18 protein-coding genes and 1 pseudogene are annotated in these 20455 nt (G+C 71.4%); 11 read left to right on the top strand and 8 right to left on the bottom strand.

Going from position 1 to position 20455, the window contains the following annotated elements; all coding sequences use genetic code 11:
* Window positions 1-638 (bottom strand): annotated as a pseudogene (locus tag ACFQUZ_RS08090) (hypothetical protein); the annotation flags it as partial.
* Window positions 639-1168: 530 nt separating this feature from the next.
* On the opposite strand from ACFQUZ_RS08090, the gene pdhA reads away from it, so the two are divergent.
* The 6 genes from pdhA to ACFQUZ_RS08060 all read left to right on the top strand — a co-directional run bounded on the left by pdhA (window position 1169) and on the right by ACFQUZ_RS08060 (window position 10506).
* Window positions 1169-2350 (top strand): pyruvate dehydrogenase (acetyl-transferring) E1 component subunit alpha, encoded by a 1182-nt coding sequence (gene pdhA, locus ACFQUZ_RS08085; protein WP_377439570.1) that lies wholly within the window; start codon window positions 1169-1171, stop codon window positions 2348-2350.
* A complete protein-coding gene (locus ACFQUZ_RS08080) occupies window positions 2350-3339 on the top strand; it encodes an alpha-ketoacid dehydrogenase subunit beta (RefSeq protein WP_377439568.1) in 990 nt (329 codons plus the stop codon). Before pdhA ends, ACFQUZ_RS08080 begins: the two co-directional genes overlap by 1 nt.
* Before the next feature lie 5 nt (window positions 3340-3344).
* On the top strand, window positions 3345-4826 hold the full coding sequence (locus tag ACFQUZ_RS08075; protein ID WP_377439565.1) for a dihydrolipoamide acetyltransferase family protein: 1482 nt from the start codon (window positions 3345-3347) through the stop codon (window positions 4824-4826).
* Window positions 4827-5050: 224 nt separating this feature from the next.
* The gene (locus ACFQUZ_RS08070) at window positions 5051-5188 is read left to right on the top strand and encodes a hypothetical protein (RefSeq protein WP_377439563.1); all 138 of its coding nucleotides are present in this window, start codon (window positions 5051-5053) and stop codon (window positions 5186-5188) included.
* A gap of 1455 nt (window positions 5189-6643) precedes the next feature.
* Window positions 6644-8584 (top strand): hypothetical protein, encoded by a 1941-nt coding sequence (locus ACFQUZ_RS08065; RefSeq protein WP_377439561.1) that lies wholly within the window; start codon window positions 6644-6646, stop codon window positions 8582-8584.
* 83 nt (window positions 8585-8667) lie between these two features.
* Window positions 8668-10506 (top strand): NHL domain-containing thioredoxin family protein, encoded by a 1839-nt coding sequence (locus tag ACFQUZ_RS08060; protein WP_377439558.1) that lies wholly within the window; start codon window positions 8668-8670, stop codon window positions 10504-10506.
* A 118-nt stretch (window positions 10507-10624) separates the two neighbouring features.
* Here the strand turns inward: ACFQUZ_RS08060 and ACFQUZ_RS08055 are convergent, their stop codons facing one another.
* Entirely contained in the window at window positions 10625-11374 is a 750-nt protein-coding gene (locus ACFQUZ_RS08055; protein ID WP_377439556.1) for a LamB/YcsF family protein, read from the bottom strand.
* 118 nt (window positions 11375-11492) lie between these two features.
* On the opposite strand from ACFQUZ_RS08055, the gene ACFQUZ_RS08050 reads away from it, so the two are divergent.
* Window positions 11493-12176, top strand: coding sequence for a hemolysin III family protein (locus tag ACFQUZ_RS08050; protein WP_377439554.1), 684 nt, complete (start codon window positions 11493-11495; stop codon window positions 12174-12176).
* 162 nt (window positions 12177-12338) lie between these two features.
* Here ACFQUZ_RS08050 and ACFQUZ_RS08045 read toward each other — a convergent pair whose 3' ends face one another.
* Window positions 12339-12614, bottom strand: coding sequence for a DUF6458 family protein (locus ACFQUZ_RS08045; protein WP_377439552.1), 276 nt, complete (start codon window positions 12612-12614; stop codon window positions 12339-12341).
* 114 nt (window positions 12615-12728) lie between these two features.
* Between ACFQUZ_RS08045 and ACFQUZ_RS08040 the strand changes: the two genes are divergently transcribed.
* Entirely contained in the window at window positions 12729-13349 is a 621-nt protein-coding gene (locus ACFQUZ_RS08040; protein ID WP_377439549.1) for a SixA phosphatase family protein, read from the top strand.
* Window positions 13350-13610: 261 nt separating this feature from the next.
* On the opposite strand, the gene ACFQUZ_RS08035 is transcribed toward ACFQUZ_RS08040, so the two are convergent.
* The 4 genes from ACFQUZ_RS08035 to ACFQUZ_RS08020 form a co-directional block, all read right to left on the bottom strand.
* A complete protein-coding gene (locus tag ACFQUZ_RS08035; protein ID WP_377439546.1) occupies window positions 13611-13880 on the bottom strand; it encodes a DUF6458 family protein in 270 nt (89 codons plus the stop codon).
* Between the two features lie 170 nt (window positions 13881-14050).
* Window positions 14051-15907 carry an acyl-CoA dehydrogenase gene (locus ACFQUZ_RS08030; RefSeq protein WP_377439544.1) on the bottom strand — a complete coding sequence of 619 codons (1857 nt, stop codon included), beginning with the start codon at window positions 15905-15907 and terminating at the stop codon, window positions 14051-14053.
* Window positions 15908-16039: 132 nt separating this feature from the next.
* Window positions 16040-17164 carry a PP2C family protein-serine/threonine phosphatase gene (locus ACFQUZ_RS08025; protein WP_377439541.1) on the bottom strand — a complete coding sequence of 375 codons (1125 nt, stop codon included), beginning with the start codon at window positions 17162-17164 and terminating at the stop codon, window positions 16040-16042.
* Between the two features lie 145 nt (window positions 17165-17309).
* Complete coding sequence (locus tag ACFQUZ_RS08020; protein ID WP_377439539.1) at window positions 17310-17924, bottom strand: septal ring lytic transglycosylase RlpA family protein; 615 nt, start codon at window positions 17922-17924, stop codon at window positions 17310-17312.
* Window positions 17925-18088: 164 nt separating this feature from the next.
* Between ACFQUZ_RS08020 and ACFQUZ_RS08015 the strand changes: the two genes are divergently transcribed.
* Window positions 18089-18643, top strand: a complete 555-nt coding sequence (locus ACFQUZ_RS08015) for a phosphoribosyltransferase family protein (protein WP_377439537.1) — start codon at window positions 18089-18091, stop codon at window positions 18641-18643.
* Between the two features lie 15 nt (window positions 18644-18658).
* On the opposite strand, the gene ACFQUZ_RS08010 is transcribed toward ACFQUZ_RS08015, so the two are convergent.
* Window positions 18659-19660, bottom strand: coding sequence for an asparaginase domain-containing protein (locus ACFQUZ_RS08010; protein WP_377439535.1), 1002 nt, complete (start codon window positions 19658-19660; stop codon window positions 18659-18661).
* A gap of 120 nt (window positions 19661-19780) precedes the next feature.
* Between ACFQUZ_RS08010 and ACFQUZ_RS08005 the strand changes: the two genes are divergently transcribed.
* Window positions 19781-20035: a type II toxin-antitoxin system VapB family antitoxin gene (locus ACFQUZ_RS08005; protein ID WP_377439533.1), complete on the top strand. Its 255-nt coding sequence runs from the start codon at window positions 19781-19783 to the stop codon at window positions 20033-20035.
* Window positions 20035-20454 (top strand): PIN domain nuclease, encoded by a 420-nt coding sequence (locus ACFQUZ_RS08000; RefSeq protein WP_377439532.1) that lies wholly within the window; start codon window positions 20035-20037, stop codon window positions 20452-20454. The genes ACFQUZ_RS08005 and ACFQUZ_RS08000 overlap by 1 nt, the downstream gene beginning before the upstream one ends.
* Window position 20455 lies beyond the last annotated feature (1 nt).

The following is a 20455-nucleotide window of genomic DNA, read 5'->3' as shown; positions in this document are numbered from 1 at the left end:
CTCGGCGTGGCTGTGCTGTCCGGGGACTGTGGATTCGTGGGCGACGGCGTGCCGGTGGACGGCGGCGATGGCGAGGGCGACGGCGTGCCGGTCGGCGAGGGGGTGCCCGGTTCCGATCCGGGCGGCGACGGGATCGGCCGACCGGGCGGCGACGGCACACCCGGTGGCCGACCACCGGGTGTGTCCGGACCTCCCTTGCCATGACCGGACCGCCCGATTCCTCGTGGCCCTCGCGGCGGTTCGCGCCGGTCCTCGGTGCCGACCGTCCGGTCTCCCACGCCGTTGAGCGACGGGTCCTCGATGGGAGAGGCCGGCGGCAGCGGCACCACCACGACAGGGCCCTCCGAGGGAGGGTCGAACAGCGGCGGCAGGCCGTCCGGCGAGCCGGATCCGCCACGGTCCTGCACGGTGGCGGATCCGGTGCTGATCACAGCGACGATCGGCAACGACGCGGTGCCGGCCAGCAATGCCACGGTGAGCAGGTAGCGACGTGCCGGACCGGCGAGCCCGTCGGCTCGGTGGACGCCGGTGACCCGGCGGCCGGCGTACGCGTCGCCGCGGCCGGCGTACGGCCCGGGCCGGCCCGGCCGGTGGCGGGCGAACAGCGACGGCGCGCGGTGGTAGCCGGGATCGGGCACTGGTGGACTCCTCGCGGGCACGGTGCGGCCGGCCCACGGTGGGCACGGCGGAGGGCACCGGTATGTTTCGCCGGGCATGACGCCGACAACGAGATTGCCCTGGTGACGTTGAGTTGGCCAGCGTTACACAGCGTGTCAGGGTGCCGAGTTTGCGTGTCGGACGGCACGCGAACGCCCATATCACCGCAGGAGTGACGAAGTGCCCCGTCGCCGTCCGCCCGCGTCAGCGGTGGACAGCGGACCTGCCACGGTTGACGGAGACCGAACTGTGGGGCTGCTCACCTCCTCTGCGAGTATGGACCCCGACGGCAACGCGGCCGTACCTTCCGCGTACCAGGCGGAGGGCGGTTGCGGGGCCGGCGTCATGCGGGTCGGACCACTCCTGCGGATCCGGCTCCCGGCCGCGCGGCAACCCTCACCAGGGCTAGGCGTGGTCGCCACCCACACCGGCCCGGCGGCAGCCGGGCCGACGCACCTCAGCGCGATCGGGCCACCCCCGGTGCCGGCGCACAGACGACAGGGAGAGATGGATGGCGAAGGGCGACACCGGGGTCGCGGCCCGCGGCAAGCGGGCCACATCCCGATCGAAGCGACAGGCGACCGGGGATGGCGGCACCGATCTGGTGCAGCTGCTCACCCCCTCGGGCGAGCGCGTCGACAGCGTCACTGGCCAGGACGGCACGGTGTACCGCGTCGACTTCACCGACGACGAGTACCGCGGGCTGTACCGCGATCTCGTGCTGGTCCGCAAGCTCGACGCCGAGGCGACCGCCCTGCAGCGGCAGGGTGAGCTGGGCCTGTGGGCCAGCCTGCTCGGCCAGGAGGCGGCGCAGGTCGGCTCGGGCCGGGCCCTGCGACCGCAGGACATGGCCTTCCCGACCTACCGGGAGCACGGCGTGCTCTACTGCCGGGGCATCGACCCGATCATGCCGCTGGGCCTGTTCCGCGGGGTCGACCAGGGCGGCTGGGACCCGAACGAGTTCAAGTTCAACATGTACACGATCGTGATCGGCGCCCAGACGCTGCACGCCACCGGATACGCCATGGGCGTGACGATGGACGGCAAGACCGGCAGCGACGACGGTGAGGCGGTCATCGCGTACTTCGGCGACGGTGCCACCAGCCAGGGAGACGTCAACGAGGCGTTCGTCTGGGCCGGCGTGTTCAACGCGCCGCTGGTGTTCTTCTGCCAGAACAACCAGTACGCCATCTCGGAGCCGCTGGAGCGGCAGACCCGCATCCCGCTGTACCGGCGGGCCGCTGGCTTCGGCTTCCCCGGCGTCCGGGTGGACGGCAACGACGTGCTCGCGTCGTACGCCGTGACCCGGCACGCGCTGGACAACGCCCGGCTCGGCCAGGGACCCAGCCTGATCGAGGCGTACACGTACCGGATGGGTGCCCACACCACCTCCGACGACCCGACCCGCTACCGGATCGCCAGCGAGGTGGAGGCCTGGCAGGCCAAGGACCCGATCGCCCGGATGAAGGCGTTCCTCACCCGGCAGCAGATCGCCGACGACACGTTCTTCGCCGACGTGGACGAGCAGGCCCGGCAGGAGTCGGTGGCACTGCGCGAGCGGGTGCTGACCATGCCCAACCCGGAGCCGGAGTCGATGTTCGACCACGTCTATCCGAACGGGTCGCCCGAACTCGACGCGCAGCGTGAGCAGTTCAGCCGGTACCTGGCTTCGTTCGAGGGGAGCGCTCACTGATGGCCACCGAAACGCTCACCCTGGGCAAGGCCCTCAACACGGGTCTGCGCCGCGCCCTGGAGAACGACCCGAAGGTCGTCATCATGGGCGAGGACGTCGGCAAGCTCGGCGGCGTCTTCCGGATCACCGACGGGCTGCAGAAGGACTTCGGCGAGGACCGGGTGATCGACACCCCGTTGGCCGAGTCCGGAATCATCGGTACGGCGGTCGGGCTCGCCATCCGGGGCTACCGGCCGGTCTGTGAAATCCAGTTCGATGGCTTCGTCTACCCGGCGTACGACCAGATCGTGTCTCAGGTTGCGAAGATGCACTACCGCTCGGGCGGCAAGCTCCGGATCCCGATGGTGATCCGGATCCCGTTCGGCGGTGGGATCGGCGCCGTGGAGCACCACTCCGAGTCACCGGAGGCGTACTTCGCGCACACCGCCGGCCTGAAGGTCGTCTCCTGCGCCAACCCGCAGGACGCGTACTCGATGATCCAGCAGGCCATCGCGTCGGACGACCCGATCGTGTTCCTGGAGCCCAAGCGACGCTACTGGGAGAAGGGGCCGGTCGAGCTGGACGCGCCGCTGTCCGACGCGTACCCGCTGCACTCGGCCCGGGTTGCGCGGCCAGGCACCGACGCGACCGTGCTGGCCTACGGTCCGATGGTGCGGGTCGCCCTGGACGCCGCCACCGCGGCGGCCGAGGACGGCCGCGAACTGGAGGTGATCGACCTGCGGTCGATGTCCCCGCTGGACCTCGCCCCGGCGTACGAGTCGGTGCGTCGCACCGGACGGTGCGTGGTGGTGCACGAGGCGCCGGCCAACCTGGGTCTGGGTTCGGAGATCGCGGCCCGGATCACCGAGGAGTGCTTCTACTCCCTGGAGTCGCCGGTGCTGCGGGTGACCGGGTTCGACACCCCCTATCCGGCATCCCGTGTCGAAGAGGAGTACCTGCCGGACCTCGACCGGGTGCTCGACGCCGTCGACCGCACCTTCGGATGGTGAGCGGAATGTCGCGTATCAAGGAGTTCCCGCTGCCCGACCTCGGGGAAGGGTTGACCGAGGGCGAAATCCTCAAGTGGATGGTGGCCGTCGGCGACACGATCGAGCTGAACCAGCCGATCGTGGAGGTCGAGACCGCCAAGGCGGCGGTCGAGATTCCGGCGAAGTGGGCCGGGCAGGTGCACGCCATCTTCCAGGAGGAGGGGGCGACGGTCGAGGTCGGTACGCCGATCATCGCGATCGACACGCAGCCGGGCGCCGGGCCGATCGACGAGGCGGCTCCGACCACCACGAGCCGGCCCGACGCCGACCTGCCCACCCCGTCCGCCGCCTCGTTGGCCGCCGTCGACGTGGCTCCCGCCGAGGGCGGGGTCGAGCCCGGCATGGTGGGCAGCCTGGGACCGGCCGGCGGCCGCACCCCGGTGCTTGTCGGTTACGGTCCGCGGACCAGCGCCGCGAAGCGCCGGCCGCGGAAGGCGTCGTCCGATCAACCGGCGACATCCGGTGCCCCGACCCGGCCGGCGCAGGCCGCGCCAGCGGTGCCCGCGCAGGCACCGGCTCCCGCCCAGGTGCCGGACAGCGCGGGCGGAGCGATCGTGCTGGCCAAGCCGCCGGTCCGCAAGCTGGCCCGCGACCTGGGTGTGGATCTCACCGCTCTCACCGGATCCGGTCCGCTCGGGTCCATCACCCGGGAGGACGTGCAGCGGGCGGCGGACGGTACCGCGGCAGCCCCGCCGGTCACCGCGGCGGCTGTGTCGGCGCCCACGCTCTCGGCACCGTCGTTCGGTCCGGACCGTGAACAGCGCATCCCGGTCAAGGGTGTTCGCAAGCTCACCGCGGAGAACATGACCCGGTCGGCGTTCACCGCGCCGCACGTGACCGAGTTCCTCACGGTCGACGTGACCCGGTCGATGGAGGCCCTGGACCGGCTGCGGGCGTTGCGCGAATGGCGCGACGTGCGGATCTCTCCGCTGCTCCTGGTCGCCAAGGCGATGCTGCTGGCGGTCCGCCGCCACCCGATGGTCAACTCGACCTGGGCCGGCGACGAGATCGTGGTCAAGGAGTACGTCAACCTCGGGATCGCGGCGGCCACCGAACGCGGTCTGATCGTGCCGAACATCAAGGACGCCGGGCGGCTCACGCTGCGCGAGTTGGCCGACGCGATGACGGACCTGGTGCAGACGGCCAAGGCGGGGCGCACCTCGCCCGCGGACATGGCCGGCGGGACCCTGAGCATCACAAACGTCGGGGTCTTCGGCGTCGACACGGGTACGCCGATCCTGCCGCCCGGAGAGTCGGCCATCCTGGCCTTCGGCGTGATCCGGGAGATGCCCTGGGTGCACGAGGGCGAGATCAAGATCCGCAAGGTGACCACGCTCGCGCTTTCCTTCGACCACCGGATCATCGACGGTGAGCTGGGGTCGAAGTTCCTCCGGGACGTGGGCGACTTCCTGGGTGACCCGGAGGCGACTCTGCTCGCCTGGACCTGATCCGACCTCCGGCACAACGGCCGGTGTGCGTGGCGTTACCGCCAGGCACACCGGCCGTTACCTTGTTTCCCAAGAATGCTCGGCGAACATGGGCACCTTCCCTAAGATTCTTCGGCTCGTGTCCCAGCTCACCTAATAATCGTTGGCAGGCATCGGATGGTCGCGGCATACTGGAGACATCACAGACGGGCCCACAACCGAATAGCCACCAGGGGGACATTGAGATGAGCATGATCAACCGAATCCGCAGTCACCGGAACGCCACCCGCCGCGCCCGCGCCATCAACCGCGCGCTGCGCTCCACCAGCTCGCCGGCGGTGGCCGACGAGATCATGGCGGCCGCGATGCGCCAGTTCCGCTGACGCGACAGACTTTCCACTTCCTCCAGTTCGACGACCCCCGATCGGCCCCGGCCGGTCGGGGGTCGTCGGCTTGCGGGCACCACCGGTGTCGGCGCGTCAACAGGGGCACCCGTCCGCCGGGATTCCGCCATGCCGTGCCGCCCGGTACGGTTGGCGCGGCCACATCCGAGCGGGCGTGGCGGCGTACCGACGTGGGGTGTGACCCGACGTCGCCACACCACCCGATGCCGCTCGCCGGGAGACCGGCTACGGTGCGGGGGGAGCAGTCGGCGGTCGGCGACTTGCCGGGGAGAGCCCGCGGCACCGGCGTCGGCATGTGAAGGAGGCGCGCGCATGACGTCCGAGGGCCTGCAGCCCGGTCACGAGCCGGATGAGGCTGCGCGAGGCGCCAATGGACCCGCGCCGCACGGTGGCCAGGGCAGGACGTACCAGGGACAGCGGCCGGTACCGGAGAGTGCTTCGGCGGACCCGGGCTGGGCTCCCCGCTCCGGCCAACCGGGCACCGGCAACTGGGAGGTCGCCGAGGACGCCGGGGACCGATCGCCGTCGGTGTCCTGGACCATCCCCGCGCCGACTCCTCGGAGCGACGATAACGAACCCGGCGGTCGGCCAGGGCCGGCCGGCTGGGCGCCGCAGAGTGGCGCGCCACTCCACACCGCACCACCGCACACCGCACCACCGCACGCCGCACCACCGACCGTCGGACCGACGTCCGGCGCCGGACCCGCCGGGTGGGCGCCGCAGGCACCTGACGCTCCCGACCGGTCCGCCCAGCCCGCGGCGGACGTGAACTGGCCACCGGCACCGGCACGGAACGGGGCCGGAGACGCCGGCTGGCCACAGCCCCGCCCACCGGCTCCGGCCGACTGGCCGGCACGGCCACCCGCGGCGGACGACCGGAATCCTGGCGAGGCTGGCGACGGTCGCAGCTGGTCCCCCGGGCAATCGGCGGGCGGCGAGAATGCCTGGCAACCGCCGCCGGACAACGATCGTGACGCCGGCTGGGCGCCGCAGCAATCCGGATGGGCGGAGCAGCAACCCTCGGCCCCGTCGGAGGGACGGCCGACCGAGCCGCCCCGGTGGGCCACGGCCGACATCCCGCCCGGACCCACAAGCGACGCCGGACCCACCCCCAGCACCTACGGACCCGCACCCACAAGCGACGCCGGACCCACGGGCCGCGCGACGCCGCCGGCCAGCGGATCCAATCCGCCGGGTGCGTACGGCTTCGGCGGCACGCCGCAGCCCTGGTCGGCCGATGAGGCGTGGGGCACCGCCCGGCGCAACACACCACCGCAGGACGAGAATGACCGACGTCCGAGCGACGTAGCTTCGCCAGCCGGATCCCCCGAGCCGGATGCCGGCCCGGCACCGAGCCTGCCGCAACGAGAGCGTGGTCGGCGTTCTGACGACCTGTACCAGTCCGATGGCGCCGAATCCATCGCCTTCGGCGCGATGAGCCAGGACTCCGGCGAGTTGCCGACCGGCCGCCGCCCGTTCGGTTCCGCCCCGAGTGGTCGCGCCGCGCCCCCGTTCGCCCCCGACGGAGGCGACCGAGCGGGCGGCTACCAGCCCGCTCCCGGTCCGGGTATTTCGCCCAGCAACGCCGTGCCGCTTCCGCCCCAGGAAACCCGGGTCCCGGGTGCCACCCTGGCGGTGTCACCCCCGCACGCGGCCGGGCCGAACTGGGGCCCGCCGCAGCACCGCGGCGACACCGACCGCGGCAGCGACCCGGGTGGCGACGGCTGGCGACGTGAGCAGCCATCCGGATACGACGACTCCGCCGGATACCGCGATCAGCACGAACACGCGGGATACGGCGAGCAGGGCGGGCTGGCCGGCTACGAGGAGCACGGCCAGCAGGGCGGGCCGGCCGGCTACGAGGAGCACGGCCAGCAGGGCGGGCCGGCCGGCTACGAGGAGCACGGCCAGCGCGGTGCCTACGGCGGGCACGATGAGCCAGCCGGATACGGCGGGTCCGGTCAGCACATGGCGTCCGCCGCTGTACCGCAGCCCCGGGCCTCGGACGAGTCGATGGTGGAGGCCGATGAGCCGGCTGCCGGCGACCCGGCCGGCGCCGCCGTCTCGGCGAGTGCGTCCGTGCCACTGGCCAGTCGGGTCATGCCCCCCACCGACTACGCACGGCCGACCGGTCCGGCGCCGCAACCCCGCTTGTACGGTCGGCCGGCTGAGGGCGGGACGACGACCGACGAGGCCGCGGACCGCGATCGGCCAGGCGGGTACGACCAGGCGGAGCAACGGGACGGCCACGAACCCGAGATCCCCGCCCAACGCGCCTCCGGTGTCTATGGACGACCGGCGACCTTCGGTGGACCGGGACGGACCGATGCGGGCGGAGCGGAGGCCCCCGACGCGTACCAGCGGCCGGATGAGCGGGCGGCGAGTCCGGCGTTCGGCGCGGCGGCGCCCTTCGGTGACCTGGTCGACGATGACCGGGATCGCGGCCATCAGGACGACTCCGATCCGTACCGATCCGGACCCGACGGGTACCAGCAACAGAACGATCCGAACCCCTTCGCGCGGGACGCGCCCGAGGCTTACCAGCAGGGCCGTCCCGACACCTACCAGCAGGGACCGAACCAGTTCGAGCCGCCTGACCGCATTCCCTACGACCGCGGCGGCCCGGAGGAATACCAGCCGGGCAGGCCCGATCAACCGGACGGACCGCGCGGGTTCCAGCCGGGCCCACCGCGCGGCTTCGAGCCAGGCCCCGACGGACCCCGCGGCTTCGAGCCAGGCCCCGACGGACGCCCGCCCGCGCCGATGCCTTTCGGTCCGCGACCGGATCAGGGGCCGGCCGGCCGGCCGGACCAGACGATGGTGGCGTCGCCCTTCGGCCCGGGGCCGGGACCGATGAACGCGGGCCCGATGAACGCGGGCCCGATGAACGCGGGCCCGATGAGTGCGGGCCCGGTGTCCGGCGCGGGAGCCGGACGGGCCGTGGTGCCCGGCCCGGGTCCGGACTTCGGCGCGGGCGGCCCGGCCACCGACCCCGACCAGGAACGGTTCAACTCGTTCCAGGGCCAGCCGCCGCAGCCGGCCAATGAGGAGACACCACCGACTCCACACGTACGCAATGGGCGGGTACTCGCCGCGGTGTTGGCCGCTGCCGTGCTGTTGTTGCTTATCCCGCTCGGCGCGGTGTGGTTGTTCACGCGCGGCGGCGACGACGCGGCCTTCCAGCCGGCCGTCGGTGACTGTGTGAAGCAGGACGGGAACACGGCCGCCCAGGCCACCTGCGGTGATGCCGGTTCGTTCAAGGTGACCGCCAAGGTGCCGAGCGCCGATCAGTGTCCCGACCAGCAGCAGCCGTCGATCGCGGTGGAAGAGGGCGGCAACAGGCAGGTGCTCTGTCTCGAGCCGGCGTCCGGCTGACTCGGCGGGCGACGCGCGACCGGCGTACCGGACCTGGCGCCGGTCGCGCGTGCCCCAGCCGCTGAGCATGGCAAGCTTGCGGTGTGAGTGTGACCCCCCGCGTCCGCGCGCCCGAGCTTCGAGGCCGCGCCTGGCTGAACACCGGTGGTCGGAACCTGACCCTGGCCGACCTACGCGGCCGCGTCCTGGTGATCGACTTTTGGACCTTCTGCTGCATCAACTGCCTGCACGTCCTCGACGAACTTCGCCCGCTGGAGGAGAAGTACGGTGACGCGCTGGTGGTCATCGGGGTGCATTCGCCGAAGTTCGAACACGAGAAGGACCCGGACGCCCTCGCCGCCGCCGTCGAGCGGTACGGGGTGGCGCACCCGGTGCTCGACGATCCGGAGCTGGGGACCTGGCAGCAGTACGCGGCCAAGGCATGGCCGACGCTGTCGGTGGTCGACCCGGAGGGCTACGTGGTGGCCACCATGGCCGGTGAGGGTCACGCCGAAGGGCTGACCCGACTGATCGACGAGCTGATCGCGACGCACGAGGCCAAGGGCACGCTGCGCCGCGGAGACGGTCCGTACGTGCCGCCCGCCGAGTCGTCGACCGCGTTGCGCTTCCCCGGCAAGGCCGTCCAGCTCGACTCCGGCAACCTGCTCGTCTCGGACTCCGCCCGGCATTCGCTCGTCGAGTTGGCCGCCGACGGTGAGACGGTGCTGCGCCGGATCGGGTCTGGCGAGCGCGGTCGCGCCGACGGCGGGCCGGACACCGCCAGCTTCGCCGAACCGCAGGGGCTCTGTGTCCTGCCCGCGCACGTGGCGGAGATCTCCGGATACGACCTGCTGGTCGCCGACACCGTCAATCACCTGCTGCGCGGCGTACGCCTGGGCACGGGTGAGGTGACCACCGTGGCCGGCACGGGTCGGCAGTGGCGGTCCACGGTGGACGACCATGCCCATGACGCGCTCTCCAGCGATCTTTCCTCGCCGTGGGATCTGGCCTGGTTCGACGGCAAGGTCGTGGTGGCGATGGCGGGGATCCACCAGTTGTGGTGGTTCGATCCGGTGAAGCGGACGACCGGCGTGTACGCGGGCACGACCGTGGAGGCCTTGCGGGACGGCCCGCTGCCGGATGTCTGGATGGCACAGCCTTCCGGCCTGGCCACCTCGGCCGACGGCCGGAGACTGTGGATCGCCGACAGCGAGACCAGCGCACTGCGATACGTCGAGGACGGCGTGTTGACCACTGTCGTCGGGCAGGGCCTGTTCGACTTCGGCCACGTTGACGGGCCGGCGGACCAGGCGTTGTTCCAGCACCCGCTCGGAGTCGCGGCCATGCCGGACGGTTCGGTGCTGGTCGCGGACACGTACAACGGCGCGGTCCGCCGATTCGACCCGGCCGGCGGCACTGTCGCCACGGTGGCCACCGATCTCGCGGAGCCGAGCGACCTGATCGTCACCGGAGACGGCGGGGTGCTGGTGGTGGAGTCGGCCGCGCACCGGTTGAGCCGGCTGGCTCCGGGCGCCCTGGCCGCCGCGGGCGCGATGGTGGACGGGATCCGGCACCGCAGCGAGCGACCGCCGACCGAGGTGGCCGGTGGCGAGGTGGAACTGGTGGTGGTGTTCAGCCCTGCCGCTGGGCAGAAGCTCGACGAGAGCTTCGGGCCGGCCACCCGGCTCGTCGTCTCGGCAACACCCGCTGACCTGCTGCTGGACGGCGCCGGCACGACCACCGAGCTGTCCCGCCGGCTGACGATCAACCCCGAGGTACCGAACGGCGTGCTTCAGGTGGTGGCGCAGGCGGCGACGTGTGACGCGGAGGCCGAGCACGCGGCCTGCCATCTCACCCGGCAGGACTGGGGTGTGCCGGTCCGGGTCGGACCCGCCGGCGCCACCCGGCTTCCCCTGGTCCTGCGCGGACTGGACGCCGAGTAGGCACCGACGCCCGGTCGATGATCGCTTCGGACGGCAGATCTGGTCCGTCCCTTCTACCGGCGCGACGCGATCGGGAGCCGATGCACCGGCCATAGAGGATCCATGCGGATTCGTCCGGTCAGGCGAACGGCGCGAGTGCGAGCCCGGCGTCGGCGAGCGCCACCCGGATCCGGCCGGCCAGTTCGACGGCCCCCGGAGTGTCGCCGTGAACGCAGATCGACTCCACCGGTGCCGGCAGCACCGCACCGTCGATCGCGACCAGGGTGTGGTCCCGCGCCATCCGTACCGCTCGCGCCACCACCTCGTCGACGTCGGTGATCAGCGCCCCGGGCGCGCCTCGCGGCACCAGCGTGCCGTCCGGCCGGTAGCCCCGATCGGCGAAGCCCTCCGCCACCACCCGCAGGCCCGCGCCGGTGGCGAGCTGGGCGAGGACCGAGCCGGGCGCGCACAGCACGGGCAGCTTCGAGTCGTACGCGGAGATCGCCGCCACGACGGCCGCCGCCTGCGACTCCTCGACGGCGGCCGTGGTGTAGAGCGCACCGTGTGGCTTCACATAGCCGATCCGGGTGCCGGCCAACCGGCAGAACGCGGCGAGCGCGCCGACCTGGTAGACGATCTCGTCACGTAGCTCCGCGAAGGCGTACTCGATCCGCCGCCGGCCGAACCCGGCGAGGTCGCGGTAACCCACCTGGGCGCCGACGGTGACGCCGCGTTCGGCGGCTCCGGCGCACACGTGCCGCATCGTCCCCGCGTCGCCGGCGTGGAAGCCGCAGGCGACGTTCGCCGAGGTGACGACCTCCAGCAGGGCGTCGTCGTCGCCCAGCCGCCAGGTGCCGAAGCCTTCACCGAGGTCCGCGTTGAGGTCCATGCTGTCGAACGGTAGTCCTCCCCACTGGTCGACCCGGGCCTGAAACCGTCCGCGGTGGCTCCGCGCTATGACGAACCACACTACTGCCAGGTAACCTACGGTGCCGTAACCTGGCGACGTGACCTCAGCGCATCCGACCTCCACGCGCCTCAAGCCGATCGACATCGGCAAGCCGCGCCTGCGCGGCTGGCTGCACACGTACGCCTTCTTCGTGGCCATCGCCTGCGGCCTGGTCCTGTGCGCGCTGGCCGCCAGCCGACCCGGCTGGACGCCTCTGGTCAGTTGCGTGGTCTACAGCCTCACCGTGTGTGGATTGTTCGGCACCAGTGCGCTCTACCACCGGCGGGTCTGGTCGGAACGCGGCTACCAGGTCATGCGCCGGCTCGACCATTCGATGATTTTCGTCTTCATCGCCGGCACTTACACTCCGTTCTGTCTGCTCCTGCTGCCGGGACGCGGCGGGTTGATCCTGCTCGGGGCGGTGTGGGCGGGTGCCCTGGCGGGGGTGGCGGTCAAGCTGATCTGGCCGCACGCGCCACGCTGGGCCTCGGCGCCGCTCTACATCGCTCTCGGCTGGGTCGCGGTGGCCGTGCTGCCCGACATCCTGCGCAACGGCGGAGTGGCTGCCCTCGTCCTGCTGATCGTCGGCGGCCTGGCCTACAGCGTGGGCGCCGTGTTCTACGCGCTCCGCAGGCCGAACCCGTGGCCGAGTGTCTTCGGCCACCACGAGTTTTTCCACGCCTGCACGCTGGTGGCGGCGATCTGCCACCACATCGCCATCTACTTCGCGTTGTTCTCCTGACCCCGCACCACCCAGGCCCTATCTCGCCGTGCTGGCTCGCCGCGTTGATCCAGCCGCGTTGATCCAGCCGCGTTGATCCAGCCGCGTTGATCAAGAGGTTCGCGTCAGATCCCGGCGAAGAACTGACGCGGACCTCTTGATCAACCTGATGTTCCGGGCGGATCAGACGCTCGGCGGGGCTGGCCGCCGTACCTCGCGGTACTCCTCGACCACCTCGGCACGCTGCTGCGGAACCACCCGCGTCTCACGGACCGGCGCGGCGACCACCGTGCGCCGCCGGCTCCGCCAGAGCCAACTGGTCAGGATGAGGCCGGCCAACCCGGCCAGCATCAGTACCCAGCCGACCACGTCAAGGTCGAGCCAACCCACCTCGGCGTCGACCGCGAACGCCAGGATCGCGCCCACCACGATGAGAAAAATGCTTCCACCGATGCCCACTTCTCGCCCTCCTTGGCATTCAGCCGGCCACCGTTCTCAGCCGCCGCCAGGTGAGGTTGCGGCACGGAAGGACTTACCCGGGCGGGCAGATCACCAATCGGGCAAGCTGAGTCCATGACGGAACGCAGGATCGTGTTGCTCCGCCATGCCAAGGCCGAGCAGCCGGAAGGGGTGGCGGATGCGGAACGTCCGCTGGCCACCCGCGGGCACGCCGACGCCGCGGCCGCCGGAGCCTGGCTGGAGCACAGCGGGTACCGACCGACCGAGGTGATCTGCTCGCCCGCCAAGCGGACCCGGCAGACCTGGCACGAGGTCGCGCTGGGGATGACCGCTCCGCTGGCCGGCCACCGCCCCGAGTTGACTCCCCACGGTGACGACCGCTCCGCTCGAACCCCCGACGCCAGCGACCGCTCCGCGCCCGGGAGGTCCAGCGCCATCGAGCCGCCGCACGTACCGGGCCTCGGACCCACCGTGCGCTACGAGGAGGGGGTGTACCGCGACCGCGCCGAAAACCTGCTGGAGCTTCTCCGGGGCGCGGATCCGGATTCCACCACGGTGCTGCTGATCGGGCACAACCCCAGCATCTCGAAGCTGTCCATCCTGCTCGATCCGGTGCACGCGGATCCCGAAGGGCTGCGCACCGCCGGGCTCGCCGTACACGGCTTCACCGGCCGGTGGACGGACCTGGCTCCGGGCGGCGCGGCGTTGGAGCGCTGGTTCACCGCCCGCGGCTGATCGACCGGGGCGCCGGGCTCACCGGCCGGACGACACCGGCGCCCCGGTCGCCCGCGGACTGGTCAACGGCGGCCGGCGATCGACGGCTCCTGCCGGCGATCGACGGCTGCTGCCGGCGATCGACGGCTGCTGCCGGCGATCGACGGCTGCTGCCGGCAGCGGCGACCAGAGCCGCTAGATCGACTCGATATCGGCGAAGTTGGGGGGTCACGCCAGCGCGAACCCCGCTACTTCGCCGACATCGAGTCGATCTCGGGAGCGTCAGCGGGGTGGCGCGTTGGGCGGCGGCGGGTCCGGTGGCGGCGGCATCATCGCCGTCGGATGGGACAGCCGGTTCTCCTCGACGATGAGCGTGCGGGCGCGTTGCCGTCGCGCCTGCCAGTAGGACAGCGTGATCGCCAGTACGGCCACGCCGGCCAGCATGAAGACCCAGCCGACGGCACGCAGGTCGATCCACCAGACATTCGCCCGTACGGCGAAGGTGAAGATCGCGCCGAGCGCGATCAGAAGGATTCCGCTACCGATGCCCATGGACTGCACTCCCTGTGCGCGCGGTGGCTGCTCGCTGGGTTGCCTGTCAGCGCTGCGGGGATCACGGCCGTAACCCGCCCGGGGCTCTGAATAGCCGGCTGGCCGGCGGGCATTCACCCGCCGGCCAGCGAAAAACCGGAAAATCCGGAGGAAGGATCCCTTCCTACCTGTCAGAACGCGTCTTCGGACAGATCCATCAGATCCACCGAGGTTCCCTCGACGATGCGCCGGTCGGCACCGATTCGGGGCAGCACCTCGCGGGCGAAGAACCGCGCCGCGGCGACCTTGCCCTCGTAGAACGCCGTGTCCCGATCGGCCACCTCACCCGTCAGCGCGCCGAGCGCGACCGCCGCCTGCCGCTGCAGCAGCCAGCCCACGACCAGGTCCCCGACGGCCAGCAGCAGTCGCCGGCTGGCCAGCCCGACCTTGTAGAGCGCCCGCGGATCGCCGCCCTGTGCCTCGCCGAGCCAGCCGGTCATCGTGGCCACCATGGTCTGCGTCTCGGCGAGGGCCTTGCCGAGCGCCAGCCGCTCCTCCTTGAGCCGACCGTTGCCGTCCTCCGCCTCGATGAACGCCTGGATTTCGCCGGCCACCGCCAGCAGGGCCTTCCCGCCGTCCTTCACGATCTTGCGGAAGAACAGGTCGAGACTCTGGATCGCGGTGGTTCCCTCGTACAAGGTGTCGATCTTCGAGTCCCGGACGTACTGCTCGATCGGGTAGTCCTGCAGGAAGCCCGAGCCGCCGAAGGTCTGCAACGACTCGTGACCCAGCAGTTCGTACGCGCGCTCCGAGCCGACCCCCTTGACCAGCGGCAGCAGCAGGTCATTGACCCGCTTGGCGGTCTTCGCGGCCTTCTCGTCGCCGGACGCCTCGGCGATGTTGATCTGGTCCTGCCAGCTCGCGGTGTAGCAGACCAGGGCGCGCAGGCCCTCGGCGTACGACTTCTGGAGCATGAGCGACCGGCGGACGTCCGGGTGGTGAGCGATGGTCACCCGCGGCGCCGTCTTGTCGGCCATCTGGATCAGGTCGGCGCCCTGGACCCGGTTCTTCGCGTACTCCAGCGCGTTCAGGTATCCGGTGGAGAGGGTGGCGATCGCCTTGGTGCCGACCATCATCCGGGCGTACTCGATGATCATGAACATCTGCCGGATGCCGTCGTGCCGCTCGCCGAGCAGCCAGCCCTTGGCCGGCGTGCCGTGCTCGCCGAACGTCAGCTCGCAGGTGTTGGATACCTTGATGCCCATCTTGTGCTCGACGTTTGTGGCGTAGACGCCGTTGCGCTCGCCCAGCTCGCCGGTCTCCGCGTCGAAGTGGAACTTCGGCACGACGAACAGCGACAGGCCCTTGGTGCCGGGGCCGCCGACGCCCTCGACGCCCACCGGGCGGGCCAGTACGTAGTGCACGATGTTGTCGCTCAGGTCGTGCTCACCCGAGGTGATGAACCGCTTCACGCCCTCGATGTGCCAGGAGCCGTCCGGCTGCGGGATCGCCCGGGCGCGGCCGGCACCGACGTCCGAGCCGGCGTCCGGCTCGGTGAGCACCATGGTGGAGCCCCACTGCTTGTCGATGAACAGCTTGGCCCACTTCTTCTGCTCCTCGGTGCCCTCGACGTGCAGCACGTGGGCGAAGGACGGGCCGGAGGCGTACATCCAGACCGGCGCGTTCGCGCCGAGGACCAGTTCGGCGAGCGACCACCAGAGGGCGCGCGGGGCGCCGGTGCCGTCCAGTTCGGCGGGCAGGTCCAGCCGCCAGAACTCGGCGTCCATGAACGCCTGGTACGACTTCTTGAACGACTCGGGCAGCGGTGCGGTGTGGGTCGCTGGGTCGAAGACCGGCGGGTTCCGGTCGCTGTCGGTGTAACTGGCGGCCAGGTCCTCGCGGGCCAGCCGATCCACCTCGGCGAGGATGCTGCGGGCGGTATCGGTGTCCAGATCCGCGTACGGCTCCCGGCCGAACGCCCGATCCGCCCCGAAGACCTCGAACAGGTTGAATTCGAGGTCCCGCAGATTGCTCTTGTAGTGGGTCATGCTCGCTGGCCCCCCGATTCGGGACAGGTGTTACCGGTCAGTAACGAGAACTGTATTACTGGGCGGTAGGTACCGACAACCCGATCTTCGGAGTGAGGCGGGTCACAGCCCGGCTCAGGCCCAGTCAGGGCGCTACACCTCGGCCGCGCCGACCTCCCAGCTCGGCACCGGCGCGGCGGCGGCCGGACGGGGCCCGGCGTACTCCATGAGAACCAGGGCGATGTCGTCGTCCAGCCGGCCGCGCACCCACTCGACCAAGGCCGTCTCGAGCGAGGCCAGGCCGTCCGCCACCGTGCCGTGACCGAGCAGCCGCCAGGCGCGGTCGGCGGTCGGGAAGAACTCGCCGTCCCGCCGGGCCTCCCCCAGACCGTCGGTGAACAGCAGCAGCCGGTCGCCCGGCTCCAGCCGCTCCACCCTCGGGCGGACGACCGGCATGAACCCGAGCGGCGGGGCCGGGGCTGGTGGTTCCAGCGGAATCACCGCCCCGCGGCGCAACAGCAGCGGAGCCGGGTGACCACAGTTGACGATGGTGAGGGTGCCCCCGCGCTCCTCGACCAGTGCGGCGGTGACGAAGTCCTCGTCGCCAACGCTGCGGGCCACCGCGCGGTCCAGGTCGGTGACCACGGACCGCAGGTCCGCCCGCTCGTAAGCCACGTGCCGATAGGAACCGAGCACGATGCTGGCCAGCCGGACCGCCTCCAGTCCCTTGCCGCGCACGTCCCCGATGATCATGCGTACGCCGTACGGGGTGTCCAGCACCTCGTACAGGTCCCCGCCGATGTCTGCGGCGGCCGTGGAGGAGATGTAGTGACCCGCCACCGCCAGCGAGCCGACCTGGGGGCCGAGCGGGCGCAGCACCGCCTGCTGGGCCACCGACGCCAGCTTGGACAGCTCGGCGATCTGGTGCGCCTGCCGTTGTCGGGCGACCGCCATGGCGGTGGCAATCCCGGTGCCCACCGCGGTGCCCAGGACGGCCACCACCGCGTGGGCCGTGAGGGACCCCGACACCGTGAAGGCGAGCGCGGTGATGGTCGCCAGCACCCCGACTCCGGCAACCACCGGCCAACCGGCGAAAGCCGCGGCGAGGAACGGCACCAACACCATCAGGCTCAACGCCTGGGTGCTCGTCCGGTCGACGAACTCGGCGGCGGAAACCGCCGCGAGCAGCCCGAGGGCCGCGCCGAGACCGGCGCGGGATCCTGGACTCAGCGACCGGCGGACCGGTCGTGACACTTGCGCGTTTACGCCGAACAGCATGCCTGAAGATGCGCCGCTACTGAACGAGGTTGGCTCCTCGGTTGAGCCGGTTCTGGCCACCCGGCGTGTCGGCACCGGCGTTCCCCACCCCGAAGCGGGCCGGTCAGCGTGTCGACCTCAGGTCTCGCGGGGATGGGAACGGCCGCTACTTGAGGACCTCGTACTTGACGGTCAGGTGGCCCAGATCCAACGAGGCGATGTCAGCGAACGCCGCCCTCGACAGATCCAGGCAGCGGCCGTCGATAAACGGACCACGGTCGTTGATGCGTACCGTCACGGACGTGCCGGTCGCCGGGTTGGTGACCCGGACCCGGGTGTTGAACGGCAGCGTCTTGTGTGCGGCGGTGAGCGCATCCGGATTGAAGACCTCGCCGTTGGCGGTCATCTGGCCCTCGTGATAGAACGACGCGCCGCAGCTGCCGCTGCTCACCACCGTGCTGGCGGGGCTCTTCCGGGTGGCGCTCGGCTTCGGCGCGGTGGTCCGGGTCTTGGACCGCGACGCCTTGCCCGGTGACCGGCTCGGGGTCGGCTTCACCGTCGGTGTCGGGCTGCTGCTCGCCGACGGTGACGCGCTTGACGGCACCGGTTCCGGTGCCGAGGTGGAGGGGGTGGCGACCGGGGCCGCGACGCCGGTCGGGTCGGCGGTGAGCTGGACGGCACCCACGGCACCACCGACAGCGACCGCGACGCCGAGCGCGGCGACGCTGACGATGCCGACCGGTGACCTGAACAATGAGCGGAGTGAGTGCTTACCAGGCACGCGACGCGTCCTTCCCTGACGATGTCATCGACCGGCGGACCGTAGCGGGAGAAGACCATGAGAGGTCAACGTGATCATTCCTTTTCGTAGGCATTTGCCCGGGAACGTGTACCCGATCATCCGATCCCTCGTGGGTCGGAAACCCCAGGTCTGACCGTCATCACATGCCCGTTGACCTGAGGAAACGCCTTCTCGATGGATTCCGGTGGATCGACCCCGGCCCGTCCACGCCGCATCTGGTGAGCGACGTCTCCGGCTGGTGGCGTGACGCCGAGGTGCTGGCGGCCATCGGTCCGGCGCTCGCCGCACCGCACCGGTCCGCCCGCCCCACCGCCGTGCTCGCTCCCGAGGTGGCCGGCCTACCGCCCGGCGCGCTCACCGCGGTCGCCCTCGGGGTTGGCCTCGTGGCCGCCCACAAGCGCGACCCGAACCGACCCATCGCCGGACCGACGAGTTGGGTCGACACCACCACCGACCACCGTGGCCGACGCGTCGGCCTCGGAGTACGGGACCGCCAACTCGGGCCCGGTGACCGGGTCCTGGTGGTGGACGACTGGGTGGACAGCGGAGCCCAACTCCGGGCGCTCTATGCGCTCGTCGCCCGGCGCGGCGCCGAGTCGGTCGGGGCGGCCACCGTGGTCGCCGGCTGTGCGCCGGCCGTCGCGCACGAGTTGCGCCTCACCTGCCTGCTGACCGCCGACGAGCTGCCCGAGCGCTAGGAAAGGCCCGTTGGATCACCGGGCGGCGAAGTACGAGCGGACCGTGGCCACGTTTCGACCATCACCACCGCCGCCAAGGGCGACCATGAGTGCCGCGCGCGCCTGCGCCGGCGCCAACCCGTTCGCCGGGATGGCCCCCACCCGGAACGCCATACCCTGCTCGGGCGACAACGCGTCGACGTCGACCGGCCCGGTGCGGCAGTCCGACGCGACCACCACGGGGATATCCCAGGACACCAGGTCACCGATCGTGGTCAGCAGGCTGACGGGCACGTTGCCGACGCCGGTCCCCGCCAGCACGATGCCCCGCACGCCCGCGTCGGCGAGCGCGCCGAGCACCACCGCCGCCATGCCCGGGTACGTCTTGACCAGCGCAACGTCCCATTCGGGATCGCCGAGCGGGCCGGGCGGTCGCGGCGGCGGATCGGTCAGCTCCTCGACCCGGCCGGCGACCACCCGGGCGACCGGCGGCCGTGGCCAGGAGGAGAGTGCCGGGTGCTCGCCCGTGACGTCCCGCACGGACACCCACCGGGCCGCGTGCAGTTCGTCTCCCGTACCGACCAGAACCCCGGCCCCCCGCAGCCGCGGATCGGCGGCGGCGCTGATCGCGACGGCCAGGCTGCCCGGGCCGTCGGGCTCGGCGGCGTCGAACGGGCGCAGGGCGCAGGTGAAGACAACTGCTCCCCGGGCCGCCGCGGCGCCGAGCATCAGATCGGCGAGGAACGCGGCCTCCGCGACGGTGTCCAGCCCGTGGGTGACCACGACGCCGTCGTACAGTTCCTCACCCAGGGCCGCCCGAACCCGACGCGCCAACGCCAACAGGGTGGGCCCGTCGGTATCCCAGCTCGGCTCCTGGCGCCGGTCCTCGATCGTGATGTCCAACCCGGGTCGGCCGCCGGGGAGCGCCGCGGCCAGCAGTTCCGCGCCGGTCGCGATCCCCGCGTGGGACGGATCCAGCTTGTACGCCATCGTGTCGCCGGTCGCCACCAGCAGCAGTCGAGTCGAGTCCCGAGCCATGAAGCCAATATAACCCGCCTATAACCCTAATGGTGCTATGCCCATGCCGTACCCATGGGACACCAAGATCGGCTCTGCATGGTGCGTCGTCCAACCCTGGAGTGGTGTACGGTCGGTGGCATGACGCGCATCACGGTGGACGTCAATGACGAATGGCTGGAAGCCGCGCGCGAGGCCCTGGGCACGGAAACCAAGGTCGCCACGATCAACGCCGCACTCCACGCCTTCGCCGTGCGTCGGCAGGCGGTGGACATCGTCGCCGCCTTCGACGAGGTCGAGATGGACTTCGAGCACACCGAGGGTGGCTTCGGGTACGGCGGCGGTCGCGACCTCTCCCGCCTCGCCGAGGACGCCCGCGCGGCCGACGCCGCCTGATGGCCGGCCCGATCTATCTCGCCGACACGTCGGTGTACGTGATGCAGCGCCGTCATCCACAGGTCCGGCGGCGATTCGAGACGCTCCTGGCCGAGGGGCGCCTGGCCGCCTGCCAGATGACCACCCTCGAATACCTGAACAACGCCCCGGATCCCCGCGGCTACGAACGGCTATGGGCGGCCATGCACGGGCAACGGTGGCTCGACGTCACGTCCGGCGCGTTCGACCGGGCCCTGGCCGTGCACCGGGAACTCGCCGCCAGGAGCCAGCACCGACATTTCCGGCTACCCGACCTCGTCATCGCGGCGACGGCGGAAGCGCACGGCGCGACGGTGCTGCACTACGACGCCGACTATGACCGGATCGCGGCCGTCACCGGTCAGCCCACCGAATGGGTAGCCGCCCGTGGCTCGCTCTGAG

The sequence above is a fragment of the Plantactinospora sp. GCM10030261 genome, assembly GCF_042666615.1.
In the GTDB taxonomy this organism is placed as follows: Bacteria; Actinomycetota; Actinomycetes; order Mycobacteriales; family Micromonosporaceae; genus KBS50.
Note: the sequence above shows the minus strand (reverse complement) of the source record. Positions and strands in the feature narration are given on the sequence as shown.